The organism is Sorangium sp. So ce117 (assembly GCF_051524395.1).
GTDB lineage: Bacteria > Myxococcota_A > Polyangia > Polyangiales > Polyangiaceae > Sorangium > Sorangium cellulosum_B.
The window spans coordinates 5,807,501-5,828,995 of the sequence record NZ_CP150309.1; the positions used below are offsets into that span (position 1 = coordinate 5,807,501).

Genomic DNA, 21,495 nt, shown 5'->3' on the forward strand with positions numbered 1-21,495 from the left:
ACGATCTCCTGTTCTACGCGGGACAGGGCCGGTCCCTCCATGCGCCCGCGGGCGCAATCACCTTGGGGGTGGGCCGGGCTGACGGGCTGCGCGCTCCCCGGGCGACGCGCGTCGCGGGGCCGACGACGTACTGGGAGCTGAAGAACCACGGCCTTTATCAAGGGGTGACCCCGGAGTACTGGTGGGGACACTGCAACGGCTGGGCGGCCTACGTCGTCGCCGAGGACGGCGGGCCGCCGCAGCGCGACATCCGCGTGAAGCTCTCGGGCGGCAAGGTGACCACGTGCGCTTCGGTGGAGACGGGGTGCATCCTGTTCCGCACCGCCGATATCGAGGCGCTCATGACCGAGCTGTACCACAGCGACTCGGCCACGGTGTCCGGGCGGCGCTGCGAGGCGCGAGAGGACCTCGTCCAGCGCGATCAGTACGGAAGGCCCGTCGATCCGGCGTGCCGCGACCTGAACCCCGGGACGATGCACATCGCCATGACCGGCCTCCTCGGGCTGGGCGCAAGCTCCATCAGCTCGACGTCGACCGCTCGGGCGCGGCGCGCGTTCGTCGTCGACTACACCTGGCACCGCGAGGTGTGGAGCTACCCGGTCACGTCGTTCAGCATCGACGCGATGGCGGAGGTGAGCGCGCAGGAGGCAGCGCGGCTCGTCTGTAACGGCGGGTTCCAGGGGGCGGATTGCTACAATTACCGGTTCAACCCGTACGCGAGGCGCTTCGTCCGCGTCAGCGGGCGCTACGGGATGGTCTCGGACGAGGTGAGCGCCGAGCAGCTCCTCCTGCCGCCCGCGCAGCGCAACATCCCGGTCATGAACGTGGAGCTCCACTACGTGCTCGAGCTCGACGATCGGCTGTCGGTGATCGGCGGCGAGTGGATCAGGAACCCCGCCTTGGTCAACGGCATCAACGGCAAGTCGATGCACCCCGACTACCTCTGGCTCCCGGTGAGGGCGCAGGGCCCAGGGGAAGACGCCGACGATCTTGGCGGCTCCACGGACAACCCGTACATCGCGTACTCGCGCGCGAAGGCGCTGCTGAATCTGTCGCGCGCTGCCGTGACGGGGAGCAGGCCGTCGGAGTGACCCGGAGTGACCGCGCGCCGACGGCCTCGGTGACCAGGCGCAGGGCATCGCGGTGAGCGCGCGCCGACGGCCTCGGTGAGCAGGCGCTGGCCATCGCTTTGCCGGCGCCGCGCCGCCGCGCGCCGGTCTACGATGGCGCCGCCATGGTGCACCTGGACGATACGTTCGCCGCGGCGCTCCGCCGCGCGGACGTGCGGTGGCTCGCCGAGCACGTCGAGCACCTCGATGAAGCGCGCTGCAGCAAGGAGATGCTCCGCCAGCTCGCCAAGCACGAGGACGAGCGCGTGCGGTACCTCGGGCTCACGCGGATGGCCCAGGCCGCCCGGCGCGAGGGCAGCGCAGGGCGGCGAGAGCTCGCGGCGCTGCTCCCGCGCACGCTGGACAGGACGCCGGAGATCGCGCTGCTCCTCGCCGGGCTCTACCGCGAGCTCTGGCCCTCCCTCCCGGATCAGCGCCTCCCGGCGTGGCGCGAGGCCTCGCTCCCCGCCGCCGTCCGCGTCGCGTGGCTCAGGACCGAGATCCTCACGCGGCCGGAGGCCGTCCGCGACGAGCCCGCCGGCGAGCTCCTCTACCAGGCGCTCCACGCGCTCGATCCGGCCGAGATCCCCGCGCCCGAGGCGCTCCTCCCCGAGCTCGCGGCGCGCCGCGATCCGGTCCTCGCGGCCGCGGCGCTCGACCTCACCCGGCGATGCCTGCACGCGGCGCTGCTCGCGCCCGATCAGGCGCGCGCGGTGCTCGCCGCGCTGCTCGACGCGGCGGCGCCCGCGATCGTCGCAGGCGCGCTGCGCGAGCTCGCCGCGCCCTGGGCCGTCCTCGCCGGCGCGCCGCTCCCGGGCGCGCGCCTGGAGCAGCTCCTCGGCGGCGCCCCCGAGGTGGCCGCCGCCGCGCTGGAGACGGCGGCGCGCCACGGCGAGGGCGCCGCGCTCCGCGCGTTCGTCTCCCGCGAGGACGCGCCGCCGCGGCTCCGGCAGCGGGCGCTCACGCTCCTCGGCGAGCACGCGACCCGCGAGGACGTCGGCGCCATCCTGAGCGTCGCGGCGGGCGATCCGCTGCTGCTCGGCCCGAGCGCGATCGCCTGCCTGCGCGCGCTGCACCGGCGCGGGCACTTCCCCGCCCCGGAGCACGCGGCGGCCCTGCTCGATCTCGCCCTCGCCGATCCCACGATCGCCGCGGAGGACGTCGCGGCGATCGCCTTCACCTGCCGGCGCGCGCTCCTGTCGACGCTCGCCGCGGCGCCGGGCGGCGACGCGAGCTGGCCGCGCCGCGCCGAGATCATCGTCGCCATGGCGCGGCAGGGCGCGGCGGATCTCCCGCTCGGCGACGCGCTCGCCGAGAAGCTCCGCGACGCGCCCTCGCCCGCGCCCCTGCTGCGCGCGCTGGGCGCCCTGCGCCACGCGGCCGCGGAGGACGACGTGCTCGCCGCCCTGCCGCGCGCGCCCGCCGCGGCCCTGGAGGCGCTCGCCGCGATCGGCGGCCCACGCACGGCGGAGGCGCTCCGGGCCGCGCTCGGCCAGGGCGGCGCAGGCGCGGCCATCGCCCCGCACCTCCGAGGCGAGCGCCACCGCGCCGCGGCGCTGCTCTGGCACCTGACGGAGGATCCGGCGGACCGGCGCGCGCTCGTCGACCGCCTGAACCCCCGGGACCTGCCGGCCGAGATCGCCGCCGACCTCGCCGGGGCCGAGGCGGCGGAGCTCGCGGTGCTCCAGCGCGCGGTGAAGCGCTGCACGCCAGCGGACGCGCTCAGGGCGCTCGCGCGCGCGGGCGACGCGAGCGCCCTGCCGGCGATCGCCGATCTGCTGCTCCGGATCGCGGCGGATCACGCCGCGGCGTGGGCCCCGGGCGGGCCGGCCGAGCCGCTCGATCGCGACCTCGACCGGGGCCCCGCGCGGCCCGCGGAGCCGGCGATCCCGGACGATGTCGCGGAGGCGATCCGCGGCCTCGGGCGGCGGCTCCACCAGCGCCGGAAGATCCGGCCTGTCTGCCTCCTCGACGCCGCCAGCGAGAGCGCGGCCGGCGACGCGCTGCTCGCGAGCCTCGCCCTCGATCTCCTCGACCGACCCGGCGTGCCCGCGGGCGAGCGCGCGCTCCTGGTCGACCTGCTGCGCTCGGCGCGCGGTCAGGCCGCGCGCTCGCGCGTCCCGCGCTTGCTCCGTCACCGCGATCCCCGCGTGCGCAAGCGCGTGATCGCGCTGCTCGCCGAGGACGGCGCCGAGGCGCTCTCCGCCAGCCTGACGCTCCTCACGGGCGCGGGCGACGTGCAGACGGCGAGGCAGGCGCTGCGCGCGCTCGGGGGCATGGAGGCGCGCTGGGCCTGCCCCGCCATCGCCGCGTGCCTCGATCACCCGAACATGAGCATCAAGAAGACGGCGGCCGAGGCCCTGGCGCGGGCGGGCGGGCCCGAGGCCGTGCCGAAGCTCGTCTTCTGGCTCGGCCGCCACGACAACCCGGGGCTGCGGGCTGCGCTCGGGGCCGCGCTGCGGGCGATCGTCGGGCCGGCCTGCGAGGCGACGATCCTCGCCGCCGCGGGGGCCGCGGAGGACGAGCGCGCCCGCGACCGGCTGCTCGACGCCCTGAGCGGCAAGCTGTCGGCCCAGGCGATCCGGAGCGGGCTCCGCCAGGGATCGGCCGCGGCGGCGCGGCTGCTCGAGCGGGTGCTCGATGGCGAGATCGCCCTCGCCTCCGGGACCGCCGACGAGCTCGCCGTGAAGATCGAGGCGCGCGGCCTCCCCGCCCGCGAGCGAGGGCTGCCGGGCGCCGCGCCTCCCCCAGGCGCCGCGGACGCGCTCGCTGCCGCGCTCGCCCGCGACGGCTGGGACGACGCGACGGCGCGGCGCCTGCTCGAGCGGCAGGCGGCGCTGACGCACCGGTGGCTCGCCGCCCTGCGGAAGCTCGCGCCGGAGTGGCTCCGCCTGGCAGCGGACGAGCCGGCGCTGCGCGACGCGGCGCTCCGGCTGATCGTCCGCGCGTCCACCGCCCCGTGGTCGCCCGTCGAGGCGCGCCTGTACGCCCGGCACGCCGCGGTGCTGCTCGACGGGCTCGCCGCGGCGTCGGCCGATCTGCGCGACGGGCTCCTCCCGCTGCTCGAGGAGGCGGCGCCCGAGCTCGGGCGCGCCGAGGCGCTCGGCGTCGCGGCGCGCGTGCGCGGGCTCGCACCGGCGCCGGGGGCGCGCCGATCGCCGCTCACGCTGCTGCGGCGGTGCGGGGCGTTCCTCGGGCGCGCCGACGTCGATCAGGCGCTCGCGATGGCGCGCGCCGCCGCCGATCCGTGGACGGCCGAGCCGGCGATCCTGCGCGAGGCGTTCGGGGCGACAGCCGAGGCGGGCTATGGCGAGGATCCCGAGGGCGCGGCCGCGTGGCGGGCGGCGCTCCGGGCCGCCGCGCTGGAGCCGGCGGCGCTCGCGGCGCTCCGGGAGCGGCCGCGCGGCGGCCTCGGCTCGCGCGCGCAGCTCGCCGCGCTGATCGAGGTGTTCCCGGCCGCGGCCGAGCCGGCGCGGCCGGCGCTGCTCGACTGGATGGAGTCGCTCCAGCCGATCGGCGCGCCGCCCTGGACCCTCGCCGAGCAGACGGCCGCGCCGAGCGGCGACACGCGGGTGCCCCGGCCGTCCGATCTCGACCAGCCGCGCTCGGCCGCGCTCCGCGAGCGCCTGCTGTCGATGCTGGCCGCGCCCGCGCCCGAGCTCCGGAGCAGGGCCGCCGTCGCGCTCCTCTCGTCGTGGCCGGAGCCCGACGCCCGCGCCGCCGTGCTGCGGGCCTACCTGCGCGGTGACGTGGACGGCGTCGACCGCCCGGGGCTGCCCTCTCTGGCGCCCTCGCTGCTCGATCTTTCCGAGGAAGAGCTCCGGGGCGACCCGGCCGACGAGGCGCGCCGGGAGCGCGCAGCGCGCCTCGCGGCCCTGTTGACGCCGCCGGAAGCGGAGCGCCTGTTCCCGCAGCTGCTCTCGTGGTGGGAGTCGGGCGCGCCGGCGACGCGCGCGGCGGCGGCGCAGGCGATCCGCCGCGTCGCGCCCGACGCGCGGGCGGCTCGACTGGTCGATCGCCTCCGGCAGGGGGCGTGGGGCTACCTCGATCTGGTCGCGGGCGAGCGGCTGCTCCAGACGCCGGAGCTCGAGGCCGTGGTGGAGCGCCTCCGCGCCGAGGGGCGCGCCGATCTGGCCGGGCGGCTCTCGCTCGACGACGGCCCGCTCCGGCCACCTGGAGGGGGACGCGCGGCCGAGGACGCGCGGGCGCTCGAGGCCCTGCGCGCGCGCCCGGAGCCACAGGCGCCCGAGGCGAGCGACCGAGGTCCGGCGCGGCAGGAGCTCGTGCGGCTCGCGCGCGCAGGGGACGCGGAGCAGGCGCGCCGGGCGCTCTCGGCGCTGGCCGGGGCGCCCGACGGGGAGCTCGCGGCGCTGCTCGTGGAGCTGCTCGGCGATCGGCGCCCCCGGGTGCGGCTCCACGCGCACCGGCTGCTCCGCGACGCGGTCGATCGCGCCGCCTACCTGCGCGCGACGTGCGCGCTCCTCTCGGATCCGCTGCCGGACGTGGTCCGCTCGGCGATCCGGATCCTCTGCTTTGCGCCGTGGCCGCCGGCGCTCCCCGCGATCGTGGGCCTGCTCCTGCACCCGCACGCGGTCGTCCGCCGCGCGGCCGCGGAGGGGCTCGGGCACGTGGGCGCGCCGGCGATCCCCGCGCTCAAGGACGCGCTGGGCCGCGCTCGGCCGGACCGGCGCGAGGTCTATGCAGAGGTGATGAGGCGGATCGAGGGGCGGTGATCGCGCGGGGCGCCGCTCCTCAGTTGACCCGCGGCCCCGGCGCATCCCCGGGCGCCGCTCCCGGCCCGAGCTCCCCTGCCCCGGGCGCGGCGGGCGGCGACACAACGCCGCGGTCGGGCTCGCCGAGGACGCAGGCCTCCTTCCCCTCGACGACCTTGCAGCGGTAGTCGGCCGGGCATTTCCCCCCGCACGGCTGCCGCACACACATCCCCGTGGCTGCGTCGCACGCCGTCCCGGTTGGACACGCCGCGTAGCAAGTGTCGTACAACACGCGGTTTGCGACGGTCGACCCGGCCGCACCGACGAGGGCGGCCGCGGCGTCCACATAGCCGGTGCCTGTAACCCCGGAGCCGGCGTTCTCGTCCCGGTCACCATCGCCACCGGCAGGTGATGTCTGCACCGCCCTCGCGCCGAGCAGGAACTCCGGCGGTCCCTTCCGCGAGGTGAAGCACCCTGCCAAGATTCCAACCGAGCAGCAGGAGATCAGAAGGACGGTAATTCGCATAGAAGCGAGATCCTCCATACACACCGAAACGATTCCACGACAACGCAGGAGCACACTCCGGTACCATCGACACGATGCAGGGGAGGGAGACGAGGTGAGCGAACCTGTGCACCTAACGCCGTGGCCCACACCGCTCCGCTGGGAGGTACCGCCCAGGAGCTGGAGCGCCGGGAAAGCGTCGAGCCTGACCGTCACAGCAGGCGGCGAGACCGACCTGTTCCTCGATCCGGAGCGCATCCGGGGCGCGCTGAACGCGCCGCGCTTGCTCGGGACGCCGCACGGCGACTTCCTCGCCAGCGCGCGGGTGACGGTGGGCTTCTCGGCGGTGCGCGACGCCGGCGTGCTGCTCCTCTGGGCGCACGAGCGCTCGTGGGCGAAGCTCTGCTTCGAGCTCTCGCCGGAGGGCGCCCCGACGGTCGTCTCCGTGGTGACCCGCGGCCTGTCGGACGACCGCCGATCCTTCGAGGTCGACGCGGATCACGTCTGGCTGCGCGTCTCGCGGCTCGGGCGGGTGTGCGCGTTCCACGCCTCCACCGACGGGACGACATGGCACCTGGTCCGCAGCTTCTCGCTGGGCAGCACGGCGGAGCTCGCCGTCGGCTTCTCGGCCCAGTCGCCGGCAGGCGACGGCTGCACCGCGGTCTTCGACGACATCCGCTTCGCGCCGCGCCGGCTCGGCGACCTCCGCAGCGGAGACGCCGTGTACGGCGACGCGCTGGCGCGCGCCGGTCAGATACCGCCGCTCACCGGGCTCGCCTTGCCGCTCCCGCACGTGCTGTGAAGCGCGGGCCGCGCGACGGCGCGCGGCCTCGTCCTGCGCGCTCTCCCGCGGCGCCCGTGAGCGCGTAGGATCCGGCGTGACGGCGGCGCCAGGGACAGGCGAAGGCGCTCCCGGGTATCCCTGACACGCCGCGTCTTGTCCCTGGTACGCCGTACGTCGTCCCTGGCCCGCCATACCTCGGCCCTGACGGCGGTCTCCGTGTCTCTGGCGACAACACCGCAGGTCGCGATCGCCCCTGGCCGTCGTCCCTGGCCAGGATCTCCACATCCAAGTCGCTCGATTTCGTGTCCCTGGCGGCGTTCTCCATGTCCTGTCGCCAGGCTCCGTGTCCCTGGCGATCGTATCGATCTTCGATGTCGGCCGTTTCCCTGTCTCTCGTGACGTTCTCCGTCTCCCTGTCGCGCGATTTCGCCCCGCGAGCGGAGATGTTTCGATATCTGAAGAGACGCCAGTGACGCTGTAGCGTCGGGTGACAGACGCCCCGAGCATAGCTCTTGCTCGTGAATCAGACGAGGCTCGCGAACGGCTCATGGTGACCACCGGGTCTCCGTCGTAGGTCGTAGAAAGAGGGGAAGTATGAGCAATCGTCGCAATCTTCAGAACTGGTTCGGCATGGCGCTCGTGACAGGGCTCGTCGGCGTCACCGGCTCTGCGTGCGTGGGTTCCATGGATCCGTCGGTCGACAGCGAAGCGACCGGCGAGTCCGAGGAAGCCATCGTAACCGGCTTCGCCGTGGGAACCGCGCTCGATTGCACGATGTCGGGCGCCACTCCGACGGGGAGGCGGTGGGCGTACCTGATCGTCGGCAATGACCAGTCCACCTGTTTCCGAACTCCCAACGTCAATCGCACGGACCTGGCGCCGGCGACCGCGATCCACTGCCACGCCCTCGGGAGGAGCATCGGATGTGATTTCATCCGGGACCTCTAGATCCCATCCCATCAGGCCGGCCGCACGCGGCAGGACGACCCGGCCGAGCGTGACCGCCTGATCGAGATCGAGGCGGCGCCGAGGGTGGTAGTGGCCCCCTCGACGCCGCGATATACTCGCGTGGTGCACGCTCGCCCCTCCGCATGCCGCGCCGCGAGCATGACCATCGCGGCGGTCCTCGTCTGCGCCTGCGCGCAGCGCGCCGCCCGCGCGGATTCGGTGCCGCTGGACGGCCTCGAGCGCGCGATCGCCGTGGGCGTCGGGCTCTCGCTCCTCCCGTCCGAGCTCGGCGGCGATCTGGCGCTCGGCTCGAAGGGCGGCGGTCGCTTCCTCGCCGCGTGGTCGTTTCAGATCCCCGTGGTTCAGGACGGCTCCGAGCCGAAGACGGCGGTGCTCACGAACCACCGCGTGGTGCTCGCGCCCGGCCTCGCGTTCGGCGAGCAGCGCGGCGCGACCGCTGGCGAACAGGCCGATGTGACGTTTCGCGCGCGCGCCGGCTACCGCGGCGTCTACCACCCGAGCGGCGGGGCGTTCGGCTTCCTGGCAGGCCTGGGCACGACGGTGGAGCTCTGGCCCGTGGTGCGCCCCTCGCTCTCGCCGGAGATCGGGCTGCACCTCGGCCCGTGCTGCTCCGACGCGTCGGGCAACGCGACGCTCATCCTCCGCGGCGACGCGTGGCTCGCAGGCCCCGACGCGCTTCGCGCGAGCGCCCTCCTCGGGTGGGCGTTCTACTGATCTCCCGGGTTGTTCCCCTCGCTCGCCGGACCCGGTACGCTCGATTCCGATGCTTGAAGAGAACACCCCTCAGGGGCCGCCGGCCGGCGAGAGCGCGCGCCGGGTCGGCGCGCTGTTCCAGCCCTTCTCGCCGGGTTATGCAGACGACCCCGCGCGCGCGTTCTATCAGGCGGCCCACCGGGAGGCGCCGGTCTCTTACAGCGAGGCGTTCTCCGCCTACCTCGTCACGGGTCACGCCGAGCTCACGCAGGTGCTCCGCGAGCCGGTCGCGTTCTCTTCCGCGCACATCCTCGACCTGCCGCCGGATTTGCCACCGGAGGTGATCGCCGAGCTCAAGCAGGGCGTGTACGAGCTGCGGCGTTCCCCGGGCCGCGCCTCGCCGCTGCGGCGCGGCCGAGCTACGCGCCCAGCCTGTTCTTCCGCAAGCCCACGGCCGTGCCGGTGACGCTCGGCGCGGCGTCGCCCTCGTGAGAGGACCCAAGAAAGCATCCCTGCCCCTGCCCCGGTCCGCATCAGTCGAGATCAGCCGGCGCCAGTGGACGTCAGTCGACGTGGAGGCTCGCCGAAATGGCGCGCTCATGACCCAGCAGTTTCAAGCAGTTGTCGACAGATGGCGGCAGCAAAAAAACATCGCTGAGCGTGTCGATCTCGGGCCCGCCCGTTCGTCGTGACGGTAGAACCAGGGCGCATCCGGTCAGTGCTGTCCGGACCACCCGCTTCGAACCAGCTCGACCCAGGAGGAGACACGACATGCGATCCATGATCACCGCGGAACCGGCCACCAACGACGCGAAGACCACGCGGGAGCAGCCGGATCACGCGCCGCCTTCCGATCGCCGGACGAGGAGCGCGGTCGTGAGGCGCGTCTCGATGGCAGCGTGCCTGTTCGTCGCCGCGTGCGGCGGCGCGGAGGACTCCAGCGATCCGGAGCCGACCGCGTGGAAGGACATGAACTTCGAGCAGCGCGTCGCGTACATGAACAGCGACGTCCTGCCGCGGATGAAGGAGGTGTTCGTGGCGTACGACCCAGCGTTCGAGACCATGGACTGCGCGACGTGCCACGGCGCCGACGGGGCCACGCGCGCCTACGCCATGCCGAGCCCGGAGATCGCCGTGCTACCCGGCACCGAGGAGGGGTTCCTCGAGTACGTGCAAGACCCGGAGCACCCCGAGCGCGCGGAGTGGAGCACCTTCATGTTCGAGAAGGTCGTGCCCGAGATGGCCAGCCTGCTCCAGCGCGTCCAGTTCGACCCCACAACCGGCAATGGCGACTTCTCGTGCAATGCATGCCACACGCTGGGGTCGGTCGAGCCGTGAGGCCGTCCGAGGCGGGGAGGAGCGGCGCCGACCTCGGCCCGCTCGCGCCCGTCGGCGCACCTCCGCTCTCCGGTCCGCGTCCTTCGGGATTGGCGCCGTCGCGTTGATCTCGTCACATCCGGCGCCCTGATCCATCCGTGTCGATCGCGTCATCCTGCCCGGCCAGAGCGCCCTGCTGCTGCCGAGCCGACAGCCACGGCAGCGCCGCGGGGCCTCCACGCTCGACGGCGAAAGCTCGATCGCCGGGCGCCTGGCCCGGTATATCTCGGTCCAGAGGAGGTCGCCCATGTCCGACCCGACCGAGATCGCAGAGTGCAACGCGCAGTTCCTGGCCGCCTGGATCCACTTCTGCCGCTGCCTCCCCGGTCACCGGATCGAGCACACGGACGGTGTCTCCGTCATCCTCTCGGGCACGGGCATGGCCCTGCTCAACATCGCCACGCTCTCCTCGCCGGCCGGCAACCTCACGGATCTGGAGCGCCGCGCGCGCATCGGCGCCGAGCTCGCCCGGACCGGCGGCGTTCCCTGGTTCTTCGCGCTGTCCGACAGCTGGGCGCCAGGCGGCGACGCGGAAGCGACAGCCGAGCTCCTGGCCGGGCTCGGCTTCCAACCTGCGGTGTCGATCATGGGCATGGTGGCCGGCGCGCTCCCCACCCCGCGGCGGGAGATCGCCAGCCTGGAGCTCAGGCGCGTGGGCGACGCCGAGACGCGCGCGGCCGTCGCCGATCTCAACTCCATCGCCTACGGCCTCCCGCTCCCCACCGGGCGCGCCGCCCTGGCCCACGAGGCGTTGTGGGACGACCGGGCGTTCGGGCGGGTCGGCTACGTGGGCGACCAGCCGGTGTGCTGCGCGGCGACGTTCATGGTGGCGGGGATCCGGTACGTGGGCTTCGTCGCCACCGCGGCCGAGCACCGGCGCAAAGGCTACGCCGAGGCGGTGATGCGCTGCTGTCTCGACGACGCGCTGAGCGCCACCGGCGCCCAGAAGACCGTCCTCCACGCGACGGACCTGGGGCGGCCCGTGTACGACGCGATGGGCTACCACGCGGTCACGCGCTTCGCCTTCTACACGCCGCCGCCGGACTACCTGCCGCCGCCGCAGGCCTGATCCCGCGCGCCCCCGCCTACCATCCGCACGTCTTGCCGCGGTTCTGCTGGTCGAGCCAGTCCTTGAGCGGCCCGAAGTAGTCGAGCATCGCCGCCGCATCCATCCGCCGCGATCCCGTCACCACCTCGAGCGCCTCCGGCCACGGGCGGCTCCGCCCCATCTCCAGCATCCGCCGGAGGCGCTCGCCGGCCTTCTCGCTGCCGTAGATCGTGCAGCGGTTGAGCGGCCCCTTGTACCCCGCTGCGTCGCAGAGCGCGCGGTGGAACTGGAACTGGAGGATATGGGCGAAGAAGTACCGGATATACGGGACGCTCGCCGCCACATGGTACTTCGCGCCAGGATCGAAATCCGACTCGGAGCGAGGCACCGGCGGCACGACACCCTGGTACCTCCTCCGGATCTCCCAATAGGCCTTGTTGTATCCCGCTGGCTGGATGTCCCCCGAGAACACCCCCCATCGCCACCGGTCGACCGAGACGGCGAACGGCAGGAAGGCGATCTTGCCGAGGGCCTCGCGGAGGAGGAGCGAGAGGTCGCTGGAGGCGGGGGGCAGCTGGTCCACGAGCCCGATCCGCTGGAGGTACTCCGGACTGACCGAGAGCCCGATCGTGTCGCCGATGGCCTCGTGAAACGCGGGGTTGGGGCTGTCGCGGTACAGGAGCGGCAGGTGGTTGTACGCCCGCTGGTAGAAGCTGTGGCCGAGCTCGTGGTGGATCGTCTGGAAGTCGCCGGCCGTGATCTCGATGCACATCTTGATGCGCAGATCCTCCTCGTCGTCGATGTTCCACGCGCTCGCGTGGCAGACGACGTCGCGATCCGCCGGCTTGACGAAGAGCGATCGCTCCCAGAAGGTCGCCGGGAGCGGCTCGAACCCGAGCGAGACGAAGAAGCGCTCGCCCGTCTTCACCATCTCGATCGGCGTGTACCCCTTCGCCTGCAGCGCGGCGTCGAGATCGTAGATCGGCGCGGCGCCCTCGGGCGCCATGAGATCGTAGATGTTGCTCCAGTCCTGCGCCCACATGTTGCCGAGCAGATCCGCCCGGATCGGGCCCTTGCCGGGCACGACGTCCTCGCCGTACTTCGCGGCGAGCCGGCCCCGCGCGTAGCAGTGGAGCGCGTCGTAGAGCGGCTTGACCTGCCCCCAGAGGCGATCGACCTCCCGCGACAGCACGCCGGGCCGCATCTCGAATTTCGAGCGCCACGCGTCGCCTGTGTCCTTGAATCCGAGCTCGCGCGCGCCCTCGTTCGCCAGCTGGACGAGCCGCGTGAAGTCGCCGCGCATGGGGACAGAGACCGTGTGCCAGCCGACCCACGCCCGCTTCAGCTCCTCGGGGTCGCGGCTCTTCGCGAGGGTCCTGCTCAGGTCCTCGAGATTGAGGCACTCGCCGCTCGCGGGGCAGTACTTGCCCGCTCCGTACATGGCCTCCAGCCTCGACGCGATGGTCGCGACCTCCTTCGTTTTCGCGGGATCGGCGGGTGCGTAGAGCGTGAGGGACGTTCGCAGGAGCTCGAGCCGGCGGCGGACGTCATAGGGCAGATCGAGGTCGAGGAAGCGGGCGGCCCGCTTCGCGTAATCGGCCTGCACCCCGAGCAGCTTCGCGCTCGCCGCGGCCGCGAGGATCTCGGTGTCGACGGTGATGTACGTCGCCGCCACCCACGCCGCGCGGTTGTTGTGGGTGCTGAGCTCGTGCAGCTCCGCCTCGGCCGCATCGATGAACCGCGCGGCCTCCTCCGCCGCCGGGTCGGTGACGGGCTGCGGCGGCGTGGGCGGGGCGGGATCGGAGCAGGCCGCCGTGAGCGCGAGCATGCTGCAGGGCAACGCGACGACGAACATCGGAATGCGCACCATTTCTCGCCGCTCCTCGATCGCGGACAGCTCCGGCGTAAGACCGTCCCTCCACCCCGGACGCGCAGAGGGCGCGGGGTGCGCTTCGGCGCCGCGATCCTGGTGGGGCTCCTAAGGCCGCTCGCCGGCTCCAGCAATCCTCTCGGGCGCGCGGCGGCGATGGCCGAGAGGCGGCAAAGTCCGCTCGATCCAGGTCATCGCGCCAGCCTGGAGGTGGCCCCTCGTCGCGAGATCGCTCAAGATCCGCCGGAGATGGGCAACCGCCCACGGAAGGGAGGAGGCGAGCATGGCCGTCCAGCTCAATCACACCATCGTCCCGGCGCGGGACAAGACGACGTCCGCTACCTTTTTGACCGAGATCCTGGGCCTCGCGGCGCCTGTGCCGTTCGGGCACTTCTTGACGGTGCGGCTCGACAACGACGTCACGCTCGACTTCATCGACACCCCTGGCGAGATCCGCTCCCAGCACCTCGCCTTCCTGGTCAGCGAGGCCGAGTTCGACGAGATCTTCGGTCGAATCCGCGAGCGCCAGATCCCGTACTGGGCCGATCCCTGGGCGCAGCACCCCGGGGAGATCAACCACCATGACGGCGGGCGCGGCGTGTACTTCCCCGATCCCGACGGGCACTTCCTCGAGATCATCACCCGTCCTTACGGCAGCGGCGGCGGGTGACGGAGCGACCGTCTCGGCGGGGATCCCCCCCGGTGGGCCTGCGCGCCCTGCCTGGGCCGCAGCGAGCGCGCCGTGGCGGAGCGTTGCGCGGGAAGGTCAACCTCACCATTTCCTCCCGCGCGTTTCCTGTCTAGCTTTGGGTCCATGCTTCGCACGTCCACCTTCCTCGTCACCCTCGCCATCGCCGGCTGCGGCGGCGCCCCGAAGCCGCCGCCGGAGCCCCCACAACCCGCGCCGATCGCGGCCGAACCCGAGCCGGAGCCCGAGCCTCCGCTCGACGACGCGCCGATGCTCGACGTGGTCGCCGCGCAGCCGACCGAGATCCTGCTGGACGGCAAGCCCATCGGGACGACGCCGATCTCGGGTCGCAAGGTCGCGCCCGGCTCGCACGAGGTGACGTTCGTGGACCCGGAGCGCGGCAACCGGACCATGATGGTGACGCTCGAGCCCGGCGACGCGAAGACGGTCCAGTCGGACCCGCCACCTTCCCTGGTGGAAGCGAGCGGCGGCGCGACGGGCGACAAGCAGGGCGAGAAGAAGAAGTAGCGTCAGGCGTCCCGCGAGGAGCGGAGGAGAGCGATGACCACGACCCATCGATCTCGCTCGCCGGTCCCTGGCTCGCGTGACGCCGCATCGCGCATCGAACGACGCTGTCGCTCGCCTCGGGTGACCTCTCGAGGCGCGATCTTCCACCGCACCTTTTCTCGACGGCTACGCGCGGCAGCGTCGAGGAGCGCGCTGTCCGACCAGAGGGCGCCTCGGCTTGCGCGCGCACGCTCGGGCGTGCAAAGCTGCGCCGACTTGACGAGGAGGTCTCCATGACCAGGTTATTTGAGCCCTTCCGCTTGAAGGACGTCACGCTGCGCAACCGCGTGGTCGTCTCTCCCATGTGCCAGTACTCCTCCAGGAACGGGTATGCCACCGACTGGCACCTTGTTCATCTGGGCTCGATGGCGAGGGGCGGAGTCGGCCTGGCGATCGCCGAGGCGACGGCGGTGTCCCCGGAAGGCCGCATCAGCCCCGGAGACGCCGGCCTGTGGGAGGACGGGCAGATCGAGCCTCTCCAGCGGATCGTCGCGTTCGTCAAGGAGCAGGGCGCGGTCGCGGGGATCCAGCTCGCGCACGCGGGGAGGAAGGCGAGCGCCAACCGGCCCTGGGAGGGCGACGACCACCTCACGCAGGACGAGGGCGCCTGGGAGACGCTGGCGCCCTCGGCGAAGGCGTTCGGAGCGAACCTCCCCAAGGTGCCGAGGGAGATGTCGAAGGCCGACATCGAGCGCGTGAAGGGCGATTTCGTCGCCGCCGCGCGGCGGGCACGCGAGGCGGGCTATCAGTGGCTCGAGCTGCACTTCGCGCACGGCTATCTGGCGCACAGCTTCTACTCGCCGCTCGCCAATGCGCGCACCGACGAATACGGGGGGTCGTTCGACAACCGGATCCGCTTCCTGGTCGAGACGTTCGAGGCCGTGCGAAACGTCTGGCCGGAGCGATTGCCGCTGACGATCCGCCTCTCGATCACGGACTGGGTGGACGGCGGCGTCACGGTCGAAGAGTCAGTCGAGCTGACGAGGCGGCTCAAGGCCTCCGGCCTCGATCTCCTCGACGCGAGCCACGGGTTCGCCGTGTCCGATCTCTCGAAGATCCCCTGGGGCCCTGGCTTCTTGCTCCCGCACGCCGGGCGCATCCGGAAGGAAGCGGAGCTGCCGGTCGCCGCCGGGTGGTTCATCAACGAGCCCGAGCAGGCCGAAGCAGCCTTGAAGGAGGGCCAGGCGGACCTCATCGTGCTGGCGCACGCCCTCCTGGACGACCCGCACTGGGCCTATCACGCGGCCAAGAAGCTGGGAGTGGAGCAGCCGAGCCGCGTCCTCCCGCCGCCCTACGGGCACTGGCTCAAGCGCTGAACAGGGGGCGCTGGCCGTCCCCTCGTCCGCAGCTATCTTCGACCGATGGGGGATCGATGGAGCGTCCGTCGATGGTTGTGGGAAGCGCTGCGAGGGCGCGCGGTCGAGCCATCGAGACCTGCCCCCTCGCGGGTCAGCCATTCCTGCTACAGGACGCCGGCCCCTCACGGGGAGCCCCGACGTGAGGGCGCGCTCCACGACGCTGCCGACGAGATCATCACCTCCGACATGCCGCTGACCGCGTTGATGCTCGGGTCCCAGGAGCGCCACTGGAAGACGAGCGAGCTCGATACGGTGCGCATCGACCCTCCAGGGCTCTTCGATTCGTGGTCCGTCCTCGGGGTGAGCCAGTGGTTCTGGCAGTACCAGCGCCGCAACCTCATCCTCTTCGAGCGAGGAGAGCGCCGGTATGTCTACGTTCCCGCGCGGCGGGCCCTCGCGTGGGCCGTGCCGGAAGGCGTCGTGCCCCCAGGCGCCCTCGAGGAGCGGGCGCGTGAGAGGGCCGAGCACACAGGGCCAGTGGAGCGGATGCGCCTCGAGCACCTGCGCGGCTGCGCGCTCGACGCCGCCCCTGGCGAGGACGGGTGGGCGGCGCTCGTCCAACGCGTGCGCGGAGAGGCGCCGCCGCAGCCAGGCGACATCGATCTCGCGACGCTCGTACACCGGGATCTGTGGAGGGCCGCCGACGCCGCGCGCCTCGAGTTCCTGGCAGGCGCGTTCGGTGTGCTGGACCTCCTCGCCGTGTTTCAGGGGCTCGGCAGCCACGAGTTCACGCTCCCACGCGTGCTCTTCGGCGGAGAAGCCGAGCAGCTCATCGAGGAACGCCTCGGCGGCCGCACACCAGGGCACGTCCGCGATGAGCTGCAGCGTGGAGCACCTGCCGCACGGTGGAGCAACGACCCGCGGCGGCTGGCAGCTGTCGTGGATCGGCATCACGCGCTCGACGGTTGCGTCGGTGGCCATGAAGCGGAGCTCGCGCTGGTCCGCCTGGAGCTGTCCGCGAGCGGATGGGTGTACGAGCGCGAGGTGCTCTGGGCCGACGCGGAGGAAGGCGAGCCGATGAGCTGAGCTTCCCTGGGATCCCAGGACCTGCGCCCGCACGCGCTGCCCGCGGCGGCACCGCGATCGCCGGCTCGCCGCGCCGACGTGGCGGCGGTGCGCCAGCCGTCCCCTCGCCTGTCGCCAGCCATCGGTCGCCGCGCTAAGGTGCGTGCCATGGGCGATGCCGCCGCCAGCCGACGCATGAGCGCCGCCGAGTACCTGGCGTGGGAGCGCGAGCAGCCCGCGAAGCACGAGTACCACCTCGGTGAGGTCTTCGCGATGGCCGGCGGCAGCCCGCGGCACAACTTCCTGTCGACCGCCGCGGGCGCAGAGCTCCGCGCGGCCGTGCGCGGCAGGGGGTGCCACGTGCTCTCGTCCGATCAACGGATCTCGGCCAAACAGGGAGAGCGCTACGTTTACGCGGACGCGGTCGTCGTGTGCGGCGGCGTGCAGACCGAGCCAGGCGCCGGTGACGTCCTCTCGAACCCCACGGCCATCGTGGAGGTGCTCTCGCGCAGCACCGAGGCCTTCGATCGCGGCGAGAAGTGGGAGGGCTACCAGCGCCTCCCCTGCCTGACGGACTACCTGCTCGTCTCACCATGGCACGTGCGTATCGAGCACTATCGACGGGAGGGGGACGGCTCCTGGCGGTATCGCGTGCTCGAGCGAGGCGATACGATCGCCCTGGCGAACGGCGCCGAGATCTCGGTCGATGCCATCTACGACGGTGCCTTCGAGCTGGAAGCCGACTGACCTCGCAGAGTTTCACCGCGAGCGGCCGGATGTGGCAGCATGGGGCCGGAGGAGACCCTACCTTGCGCCTCGGGATCGATTTCGGAACCACGCGGACCGTGGTCGCGTGCTGCGATCGCGGGAACTACCCTGTCGTCAGCTTCCAGGACGCGGCGGGGGACACCGTGGATTTCTACCCCTCCGTGGCCGCCGAGCGGCGGGGGGAGCTCCGGTTCGGCTTCGACGCCCTCGCGGTCGCCTCGGACCCCGAGTGGACCGTGCTCCGGTCGTTCAAGCGGGTGCTCTCCGGCCCGCGCGCGTCGCCCGACGTCGAGGTCGAGATCGGCGGGACGAAGCTCCGGGTGCTCGATCTCCTGACCCTGTTCCTGCGGTCGCTCCGCGACGCCGTGCTGAACCGCTCGAACCGGCCCAAGAAGGACGACGACGGGCGCCTCATCTCGGTCGTGGCGACCCCGGCCAACGCGCACGGGTCGCAGCGGTTCGTGACGCTCGACGCCTTCCGCCGCGCCGGCTTCGAGGTCATCGCGCTCCTGAACGAGCCGTCGGCCGCCGGCTTCGAGTACACGCACCGCCACCGCAGCACCATCACGTCGAAGCGCGAGCACATCGTCGTCTACGACCTCGGCGGCGGGACGTTCGACGCGTCGCTTGTCCACATGACCGGGCGCAGCCACGACGCCGTGACGACCGCGGGCCTGAACCACCTCGGCGGCGACGACTTCGACGCCGCGCTGGCCTCGATGGCGCTCGACGCCGGCAAGATCGAGAAGATCGAGCGCGAGGGCCTGCCGGCGCGCGCGCTCGCGGCGCTCGCGGACCAGTGCCGCGAGGCGAAGGAGCGGCTCAACCCGAACTCCCGGCGCATCGTGATCGACCTGGAGGCCTGCCTGGGCGAGCTCTCGCCCGCCCGCGAGGTGACGATCGCGACCGCCGACTACTACGACCGGTGCGTGCCCCTCGTGGAGTCGACCATCGCGGCGATGCAGCCGGTGATCGCGCGCCTCGACGCCGGCGCGGGCGAGGCGCTCGCCGACATCGCGGGGATCTACGTCGTCGGCGGCGCGAGCTCGCTGCCCATCGTCGCGCGGACGCTGCGCGAGCGCTTCGGGCGCCGCGTCCATCGCTCCCCCTACCCCTCGGCGGCCATCGCGATCGGTCTGGCCATCGCCGTCGACGAGGACGCGGGCTTCGAGCTCTCCGACCGGCTCTCGCGCCACTTCGGGGTGTTCCGGGAGGGCAGCGGCGGGGACGAGGTGGTCTTCGATCCGATCTTCGACCGGGAGGCGCGCATCCCGTCGAGCCACGAGGCGCCGGTGGTCTCGCGGCGCGTGTACCGGGCGGCGCACAACGTCGGCCGCTACCGGTTCGTCGAGTGCGCCGCGCTCGACCGGCTCGGCGTGCCCCACGGCGACATCACGGCGTTCAACGAGGTCGTGTTCCCCTTCGACCGGCGGCTCCGCGACCGCGCCGCCGAGCTCGGCGGGGTGACCGTCGAGCGCATGGGCAACGAGGGGCCGCTGATCGAGGAGCAGTACGCGATCACCTCGCACGGGATCGTCGAGGTGACGATCACGGACGTGGAGGCAGGGTACCGGCGCGTCTACCAGGTCGGGGCGTGAGGGCATACGCGATGCCCGAATCGAGCGTGGACCGCACCAGGAGCCCGCCCAGATCCACCCCGAGCTCGACGAGCGTCCGCGCGATGGCGGGCTGGATCCCCGTCAAGAGCACCTGCGCGCCGAGCAGGTTCACCGCGCGCGCCGTCCGCACCAGCGCGCTCGCGACCTGGGTGTCGATGGTCGGCACGCCCGTAACGTCGAGGATCACCATCGAGGCCTGGTGGGCGACGATGCCTTCCAGCAGGATCTCGAGCACCTGCTGAGCCCGCGGCGCATCGATGTTGCCGATGAGCGGCATCACCACCACGCCGCGCGCGATCGGCAGCAACGGCGTGGAGAGGGCGCGCAGCCTGGCCTCCTGCAGGTGGATGATCTCGTCCTGAAGCCGCTGAGCCTCGGCCTCGGCCGCTCGGCTTTCGGTGACCTCCACGGAGATGCCGCACACCGCGTGCAGCCTGCCTCGTGAATCCAGCAGCGGGAACCTCGTGGTCACGAAGGAATGGACGCGGCCCTCGATCAGGAGCTGCTCCTCCTTGACGAGCGGCGCCTCCGTCGCGATGACCTGCCGCTCCGACTGCGCAAAAGCCTCGGTGAGCTCCGAGGGCATGACATCGCGATCGGCGCGCCCGAGCACCGCGTCCCGGGAGAGGCCCATGAGCCGCTCGAAGTGCCTGTTGACGAGCGCATAGCGGCCGTTCAGATCCTTGACGTAGACGGCGCTGGGCGCGTGCTCTACGATTGCGGTGACAAATGCCGCGCTGTCCTGGTACGCCTGTTGGGCGCGCATCCTGTCGGTCACGTCGAGGTTGATCCCGATCACGTAGCGCGCGCCGCCCACGTCGGCCGCCGACATCCTGGTCTCGGTCCAGACGGTGCGGTCCTCGGTGCGATCGAGGCCGGCGTCGGCCGTGTTGTACGCGGTCGGCGCCATGATCACGCCTCCGCCGCTCCGGATCACCTGATCGAAGTGGGCAGTGTATCCGCCCGCCACGGCGACAGGGTCCTCGTACATATTGTGCTTGCCGACCATGGCCTCCTTCGACGGCACGGCCAGTATCTCGCGGTTCCGTCGGTTGATGTCCACGAGTACGCCGTCGGCGCCGTAGAGCGCCGACGGGACCGGCAGGTGCTCGAAGACGCCCTGGTACAGCGCCGCCTGCGCCTCCGCGGCCTGGACGCGCTGCTCCAGCGCCTTGACCTCGCAGCGGAGCCGCTCCAGCTCAGCCTGCAGTCCCTCGATGTCCATGCCCCCCAGGCTCATCGGGTCTGCCCTTTCAGCTCGCGAGTGGCCATCGCGCTCAGGTCGTATCCATTCATTATTACACGCTGGACACTTACATATTCCGTCCAGCATTGCCAATGCCGATTTGCGGAGCTCGGCTTTCAGCGATTGGGCGCGTTGTGGCGCTCACACCTGCGCGGGACCTGCGCTCTGGGTCGCGCCAGGCCGCGTCAGGCCGCGTTGGGTCGCGTTCATGAGCGGGGGAGCGGAGGGCACGCTACGGGACGATCCGGCGCAGCGCCTCGACCAGGATCGGCAGGGTCGCCAGCGCGCCGAGCGTGGTCACGACCGCGGTGGCCGCGGCGAACTGGCCGTCGCAGCCGTACCGCGCGGCGACGATCACGGACACCATGGACGTCGGCATGGCGGACTGAAGCACCGCCACCTCGGAGGAGGGCCGCTTCAGGCCGAGCGCGACCGCGGCGCCCAGCGCGACCGCGGGCGACAGGAGCAACTTCACGGCGGCGACGGCCGCGAGCGGGCGCACGCGGCCGCGGAGCGAACCGAGGTCGAGGCTGAGGCCCAGCGCGAGGAACACAAGCGTCGGGGTCGCGCTCCCGAGCGCGCCGAGCGCCTGCTCCAACCACACCGGCAGCGGGATCGGCGCCGCGTGGAGCGTGAGCCCGACGGCGATCGACAGCACGTTCGGGTGCAGGAGCACCGCGAGCAGGCCCCGCCCATCCCCGCCGCCGCCGCCCCCGCCCATGCGCGCGGCGAGCGCGACGCCGAAGGTCCACAGGAGGAACGCCGTGACGATGCTGTCGACGAGGATCGCCGTCCCCGCCGCGCCGCCCGCGTCGCCGTAGAGGGCCAGCACGACGGGCACGCCGAGGAAGCCGGTGTTGGAGAAGCTGCCGACGAGGCCGGCGGCGCCCTGCGCGGCGCGCGGGAGCCCGAGCGCCCGCGCCACGGCGACCCCCGCGAGGGCGCACGCGAAGAGCGCGACCGTCGACGCGGCGACCGCGCCCCACGCGCCGTGACCGATGCCCGAGCGGCGGAGCACGCTGACGATCAGCGCGGGCGTGGTGACGTCGATGACCAGCCGGTGCAACACGGCGGCGTCCGCCTGACCGGCGCGGCCCAGCGCGCGCAGCAGCACGCCGACCCCGAGCACCGCAAAGAGGGCCAGCAGCTGCGAGATCAGGTCGCCCGACGGCACGGG

The 21,495-nt window shown here is 72.6% G+C and carries 18 protein-coding genes (1 of these 18 running past the window's edge); 14 read left to right on the top strand and 4 right to left on the bottom strand.

All coding sequences use genetic code 11. The features are described from left to right. Together WMF46_RS21695 and WMF46_RS21700 are read left to right on the top strand one after the other, a co-directional pair. On the top strand, positions 1 to 1,091 hold the 3' portion of the coding sequence (locus tag WMF46_RS21695; protein WP_437987316.1) for a hypothetical protein. The gene continues 469 nt to the left of window position 1, outside the view; 1,091 of the gene's 1,560 nt are visible here — the last part of the coding sequence; its start codon lies off the left edge, out of view; its stop codon occupies positions 1,089 to 1,091. A 143-nt stretch (positions 1,092 to 1,234) separates the two neighbouring features. Further along, on the top strand, positions 1,235 to 5,842 hold the full coding sequence (locus WMF46_RS21700; RefSeq protein WP_437987317.1) for a HEAT repeat domain-containing protein: 4,608 nt from the start codon (positions 1,235 to 1,237) through the stop codon (positions 5,840 to 5,842). Positions 5,843 to 5,861: 19 nt separating this feature from the next. Here the strand turns inward: WMF46_RS21700 and WMF46_RS21705 are convergent, their stop codons facing one another. Next, positions 5,862 to 6,347, bottom strand: a complete 486-nt coding sequence (locus WMF46_RS21705) for a hypothetical protein (RefSeq protein WP_437987318.1) — start codon at positions 6,345 to 6,347, stop codon at positions 5,862 to 5,864. Positions 6,348 to 6,441: 94 nt separating this feature from the next. Here WMF46_RS21705 and WMF46_RS21710 point away from each other — a divergent pair, with 94 nt between their 5' ends. From WMF46_RS21710 to WMF46_RS21735, 6 genes are all read left to right on the top strand, one after another. After that, entirely contained in the window at positions 6,442 to 7,128 is a 687-nt protein-coding gene (locus tag WMF46_RS21710; RefSeq protein ID WP_437987319.1) for a DUF1349 domain-containing protein, read from the top strand. A gap of 576 nt (positions 7,129 to 7,704) precedes the next feature. Continuing rightward, positions 7,705 to 8,058 carry a hypothetical protein gene (locus tag WMF46_RS21715; RefSeq protein WP_437987320.1) on the top strand — a complete coding sequence of 118 codons (354 nt, stop codon included), beginning with the start codon at positions 7,705 to 7,707 and terminating at the stop codon, positions 8,056 to 8,058. Between the two features lie 159 nt (positions 8,059 to 8,217). After that, positions 8,218 to 8,793 (top strand): hypothetical protein, encoded by a 576-nt coding sequence (locus WMF46_RS21720; RefSeq protein ID WP_437987321.1) that lies wholly within the window; start codon positions 8,218 to 8,220, stop codon positions 8,791 to 8,793. Between the two features lie 49 nt (positions 8,794 to 8,842). Beyond that, a complete protein-coding gene (locus WMF46_RS21725; protein WP_437987322.1) occupies positions 8,843 to 9,238 on the top strand; it encodes a hypothetical protein in 396 nt (131 codons plus the stop codon). A 305-nt stretch (positions 9,239 to 9,543) separates the two neighbouring features. After that, the gene (locus WMF46_RS21730) at positions 9,544 to 10,110 is read left to right on the top strand and encodes a hypothetical protein (RefSeq protein WP_437987323.1); all 567 of its coding nucleotides are present in this window, start codon (positions 9,544 to 9,546) and stop codon (positions 10,108 to 10,110) included. 286 nt (positions 10,111 to 10,396) lie between these two features. After that, positions 10,397 to 11,218, top strand: coding sequence for a GNAT family N-acetyltransferase (locus WMF46_RS21735; RefSeq protein WP_437987324.1), 822 nt, complete (start codon positions 10,397 to 10,399; stop codon positions 11,216 to 11,218). Positions 11,219 to 11,234: 16 nt separating this feature from the next. On the opposite strand, the gene WMF46_RS21740 is transcribed toward WMF46_RS21735, so the two are convergent. After that, positions 11,235 to 13,067, bottom strand: coding sequence for a M2 family metallopeptidase (locus WMF46_RS21740; protein ID WP_437987325.1), 1,833 nt, complete (start codon positions 13,065 to 13,067; stop codon positions 11,235 to 11,237). A 283-nt stretch (positions 13,068 to 13,350) separates the two neighbouring features. Here WMF46_RS21740 and WMF46_RS21745 point away from each other — a divergent pair, with 283 nt between their 5' ends. The 6 genes from WMF46_RS21745 to WMF46_RS21770 all read left to right on the top strand — a co-directional run bounded on the left by WMF46_RS21745 (position 13,351) and on the right by WMF46_RS21770 (position 19,051). After that, positions 13,351 to 13,737, top strand: coding sequence for a VOC family protein (locus WMF46_RS21745; RefSeq protein WP_437987326.1), 387 nt, complete (start codon positions 13,351 to 13,353; stop codon positions 13,735 to 13,737). A gap of 144 nt (positions 13,738 to 13,881) precedes the next feature. Beyond that, complete coding sequence (locus WMF46_RS21750; protein WP_437987327.1) at positions 13,882 to 14,283, top strand: PEGA domain-containing protein; 402 nt, start codon at positions 13,882 to 13,884, stop codon at positions 14,281 to 14,283. Between the two features lie 272 nt (positions 14,284 to 14,555). Beyond that, the gene (locus WMF46_RS21755) at positions 14,556 to 15,638 is read left to right on the top strand and encodes an NADH:flavin oxidoreductase/NADH oxidase (RefSeq protein ID WP_437987328.1); all 1,083 of its coding nucleotides are present in this window, start codon (positions 14,556 to 14,558) and stop codon (positions 15,636 to 15,638) included. A gap of 228 nt (positions 15,639 to 15,866) precedes the next feature. Then, the gene (locus WMF46_RS21760) at positions 15,867 to 16,706 is read left to right on the top strand and encodes a hypothetical protein (protein WP_437987329.1); all 840 of its coding nucleotides are present in this window, start codon (positions 15,867 to 15,869) and stop codon (positions 16,704 to 16,706) included. 147 nt (positions 16,707 to 16,853) lie between these two features. Beyond that, the gene (locus WMF46_RS21765; RefSeq protein WP_437987330.1) at positions 16,854 to 17,432 is read left to right on the top strand and encodes a Uma2 family endonuclease; all 579 of its coding nucleotides are present in this window, start codon (positions 16,854 to 16,856) and stop codon (positions 17,430 to 17,432) included. Positions 17,433 to 17,494: 62 nt separating this feature from the next. Then, complete coding sequence (locus tag WMF46_RS21770) at positions 17,495 to 19,051, top strand: Hsp70 family protein (RefSeq protein ID WP_437987331.1); 1,557 nt, start codon at positions 17,495 to 17,497, stop codon at positions 19,049 to 19,051. Here the strand turns inward: WMF46_RS21770 and WMF46_RS21775 are convergent. Both WMF46_RS21775 and WMF46_RS21780 read right to left on the bottom strand, forming a co-directional pair. Further along, the gene (locus WMF46_RS21775; protein ID WP_437987921.1) at positions 19,002 to 20,405 is read right to left on the bottom strand and encodes a PAS domain-containing protein; all 1,404 of its coding nucleotides are present in this window, start codon (positions 20,403 to 20,405) and stop codon (positions 19,002 to 19,004) included. The two genes, WMF46_RS21770 and WMF46_RS21775, sit on opposite strands and share 50 nt — an antisense overlap. Positions 20,406 to 20,550: 145 nt before the next feature. Further along, positions 20,551 to 21,492, bottom strand: coding sequence for an AEC family transporter (locus tag WMF46_RS21780; protein WP_437554581.1), 942 nt, complete (start codon positions 21,490 to 21,492; stop codon positions 20,551 to 20,553). Positions 21,493 to 21,495 lie beyond the last annotated feature (3 nt).

What these genes read in the sequence shown, in the direction of transcription:
- WMF46_RS21700 (WP_437987317.1), top strand. Translation starts at nt 1,235, where the DNA reads ATGGTGCACCTGGACGATACGTTCGCCGCGGCGCTCCGCCGCGCGGAC.
- WMF46_RS21705 (WP_437987318.1), bottom strand. Translation starts at nt 6,347, where the DNA reads ATGCGAATTACCGTCCTTCTGATCTCCTGCTGCTCGGTTGGAATCTTG.
- WMF46_RS21715 (WP_437987320.1), top strand. Translation starts at nt 7,705, where the DNA reads ATGAGCAATCGTCGCAATCTTCAGAACTGGTTCGGCATGGCGCTCGTG.
- WMF46_RS21720 (WP_437987321.1), top strand. Translation starts at nt 8,218, where the DNA reads ATGACCATCGCGGCGGTCCTCGTCTGCGCCTGCGCGCAGCGCGCCGCC.
- WMF46_RS21725 (WP_437987322.1), top strand. Translation starts at nt 8,843, where the DNA reads ATGCTTGAAGAGAACACCCCTCAGGGGCCGCCGGCCGGCGAGAGCGCG.
- WMF46_RS21730 (WP_437987323.1), top strand. Translation starts at nt 9,544, where the DNA reads ATGCGATCCATGATCACCGCGGAACCGGCCACCAACGACGCGAAGACC.
- WMF46_RS21735 (WP_437987324.1), top strand. Translation starts at nt 10,397, where the DNA reads ATGTCCGACCCGACCGAGATCGCAGAGTGCAACGCGCAGTTCCTGGCC.
- WMF46_RS21740 (WP_437987325.1), bottom strand. Translation starts at nt 13,067, where the DNA reads ATGGTGCGCATTCCGATGTTCGTCGTCGCGTTGCCCTGCAGCATGCTC.
- WMF46_RS21745 (WP_437987326.1), top strand. Translation starts at nt 13,351, where the DNA reads ATGGCCGTCCAGCTCAATCACACCATCGTCCCGGCGCGGGACAAGACG.
- WMF46_RS21750 (WP_437987327.1), top strand. Translation starts at nt 13,882, where the DNA reads ATGCTTCGCACGTCCACCTTCCTCGTCACCCTCGCCATCGCCGGCTGC.
- WMF46_RS21755 (WP_437987328.1), top strand. Translation starts at nt 14,556, where the DNA reads ATGACCAGGTTATTTGAGCCCTTCCGCTTGAAGGACGTCACGCTGCGC.
- WMF46_RS21760 (WP_437987329.1), top strand. Translation starts at nt 15,867, where the DNA reads ATGCCGCTGACCGCGTTGATGCTCGGGTCCCAGGAGCGCCACTGGAAG.
- WMF46_RS21765 (WP_437987330.1), top strand. Translation starts at nt 16,854, where the DNA reads ATGGGCGATGCCGCCGCCAGCCGACGCATGAGCGCCGCCGAGTACCTG.
- WMF46_RS21775 (WP_437987921.1), bottom strand. Translation starts at nt 20,405, where the DNA reads ATGCTGGACGGAATATGTAAGTGTCCAGCGTGTAATAATGAATGGATA.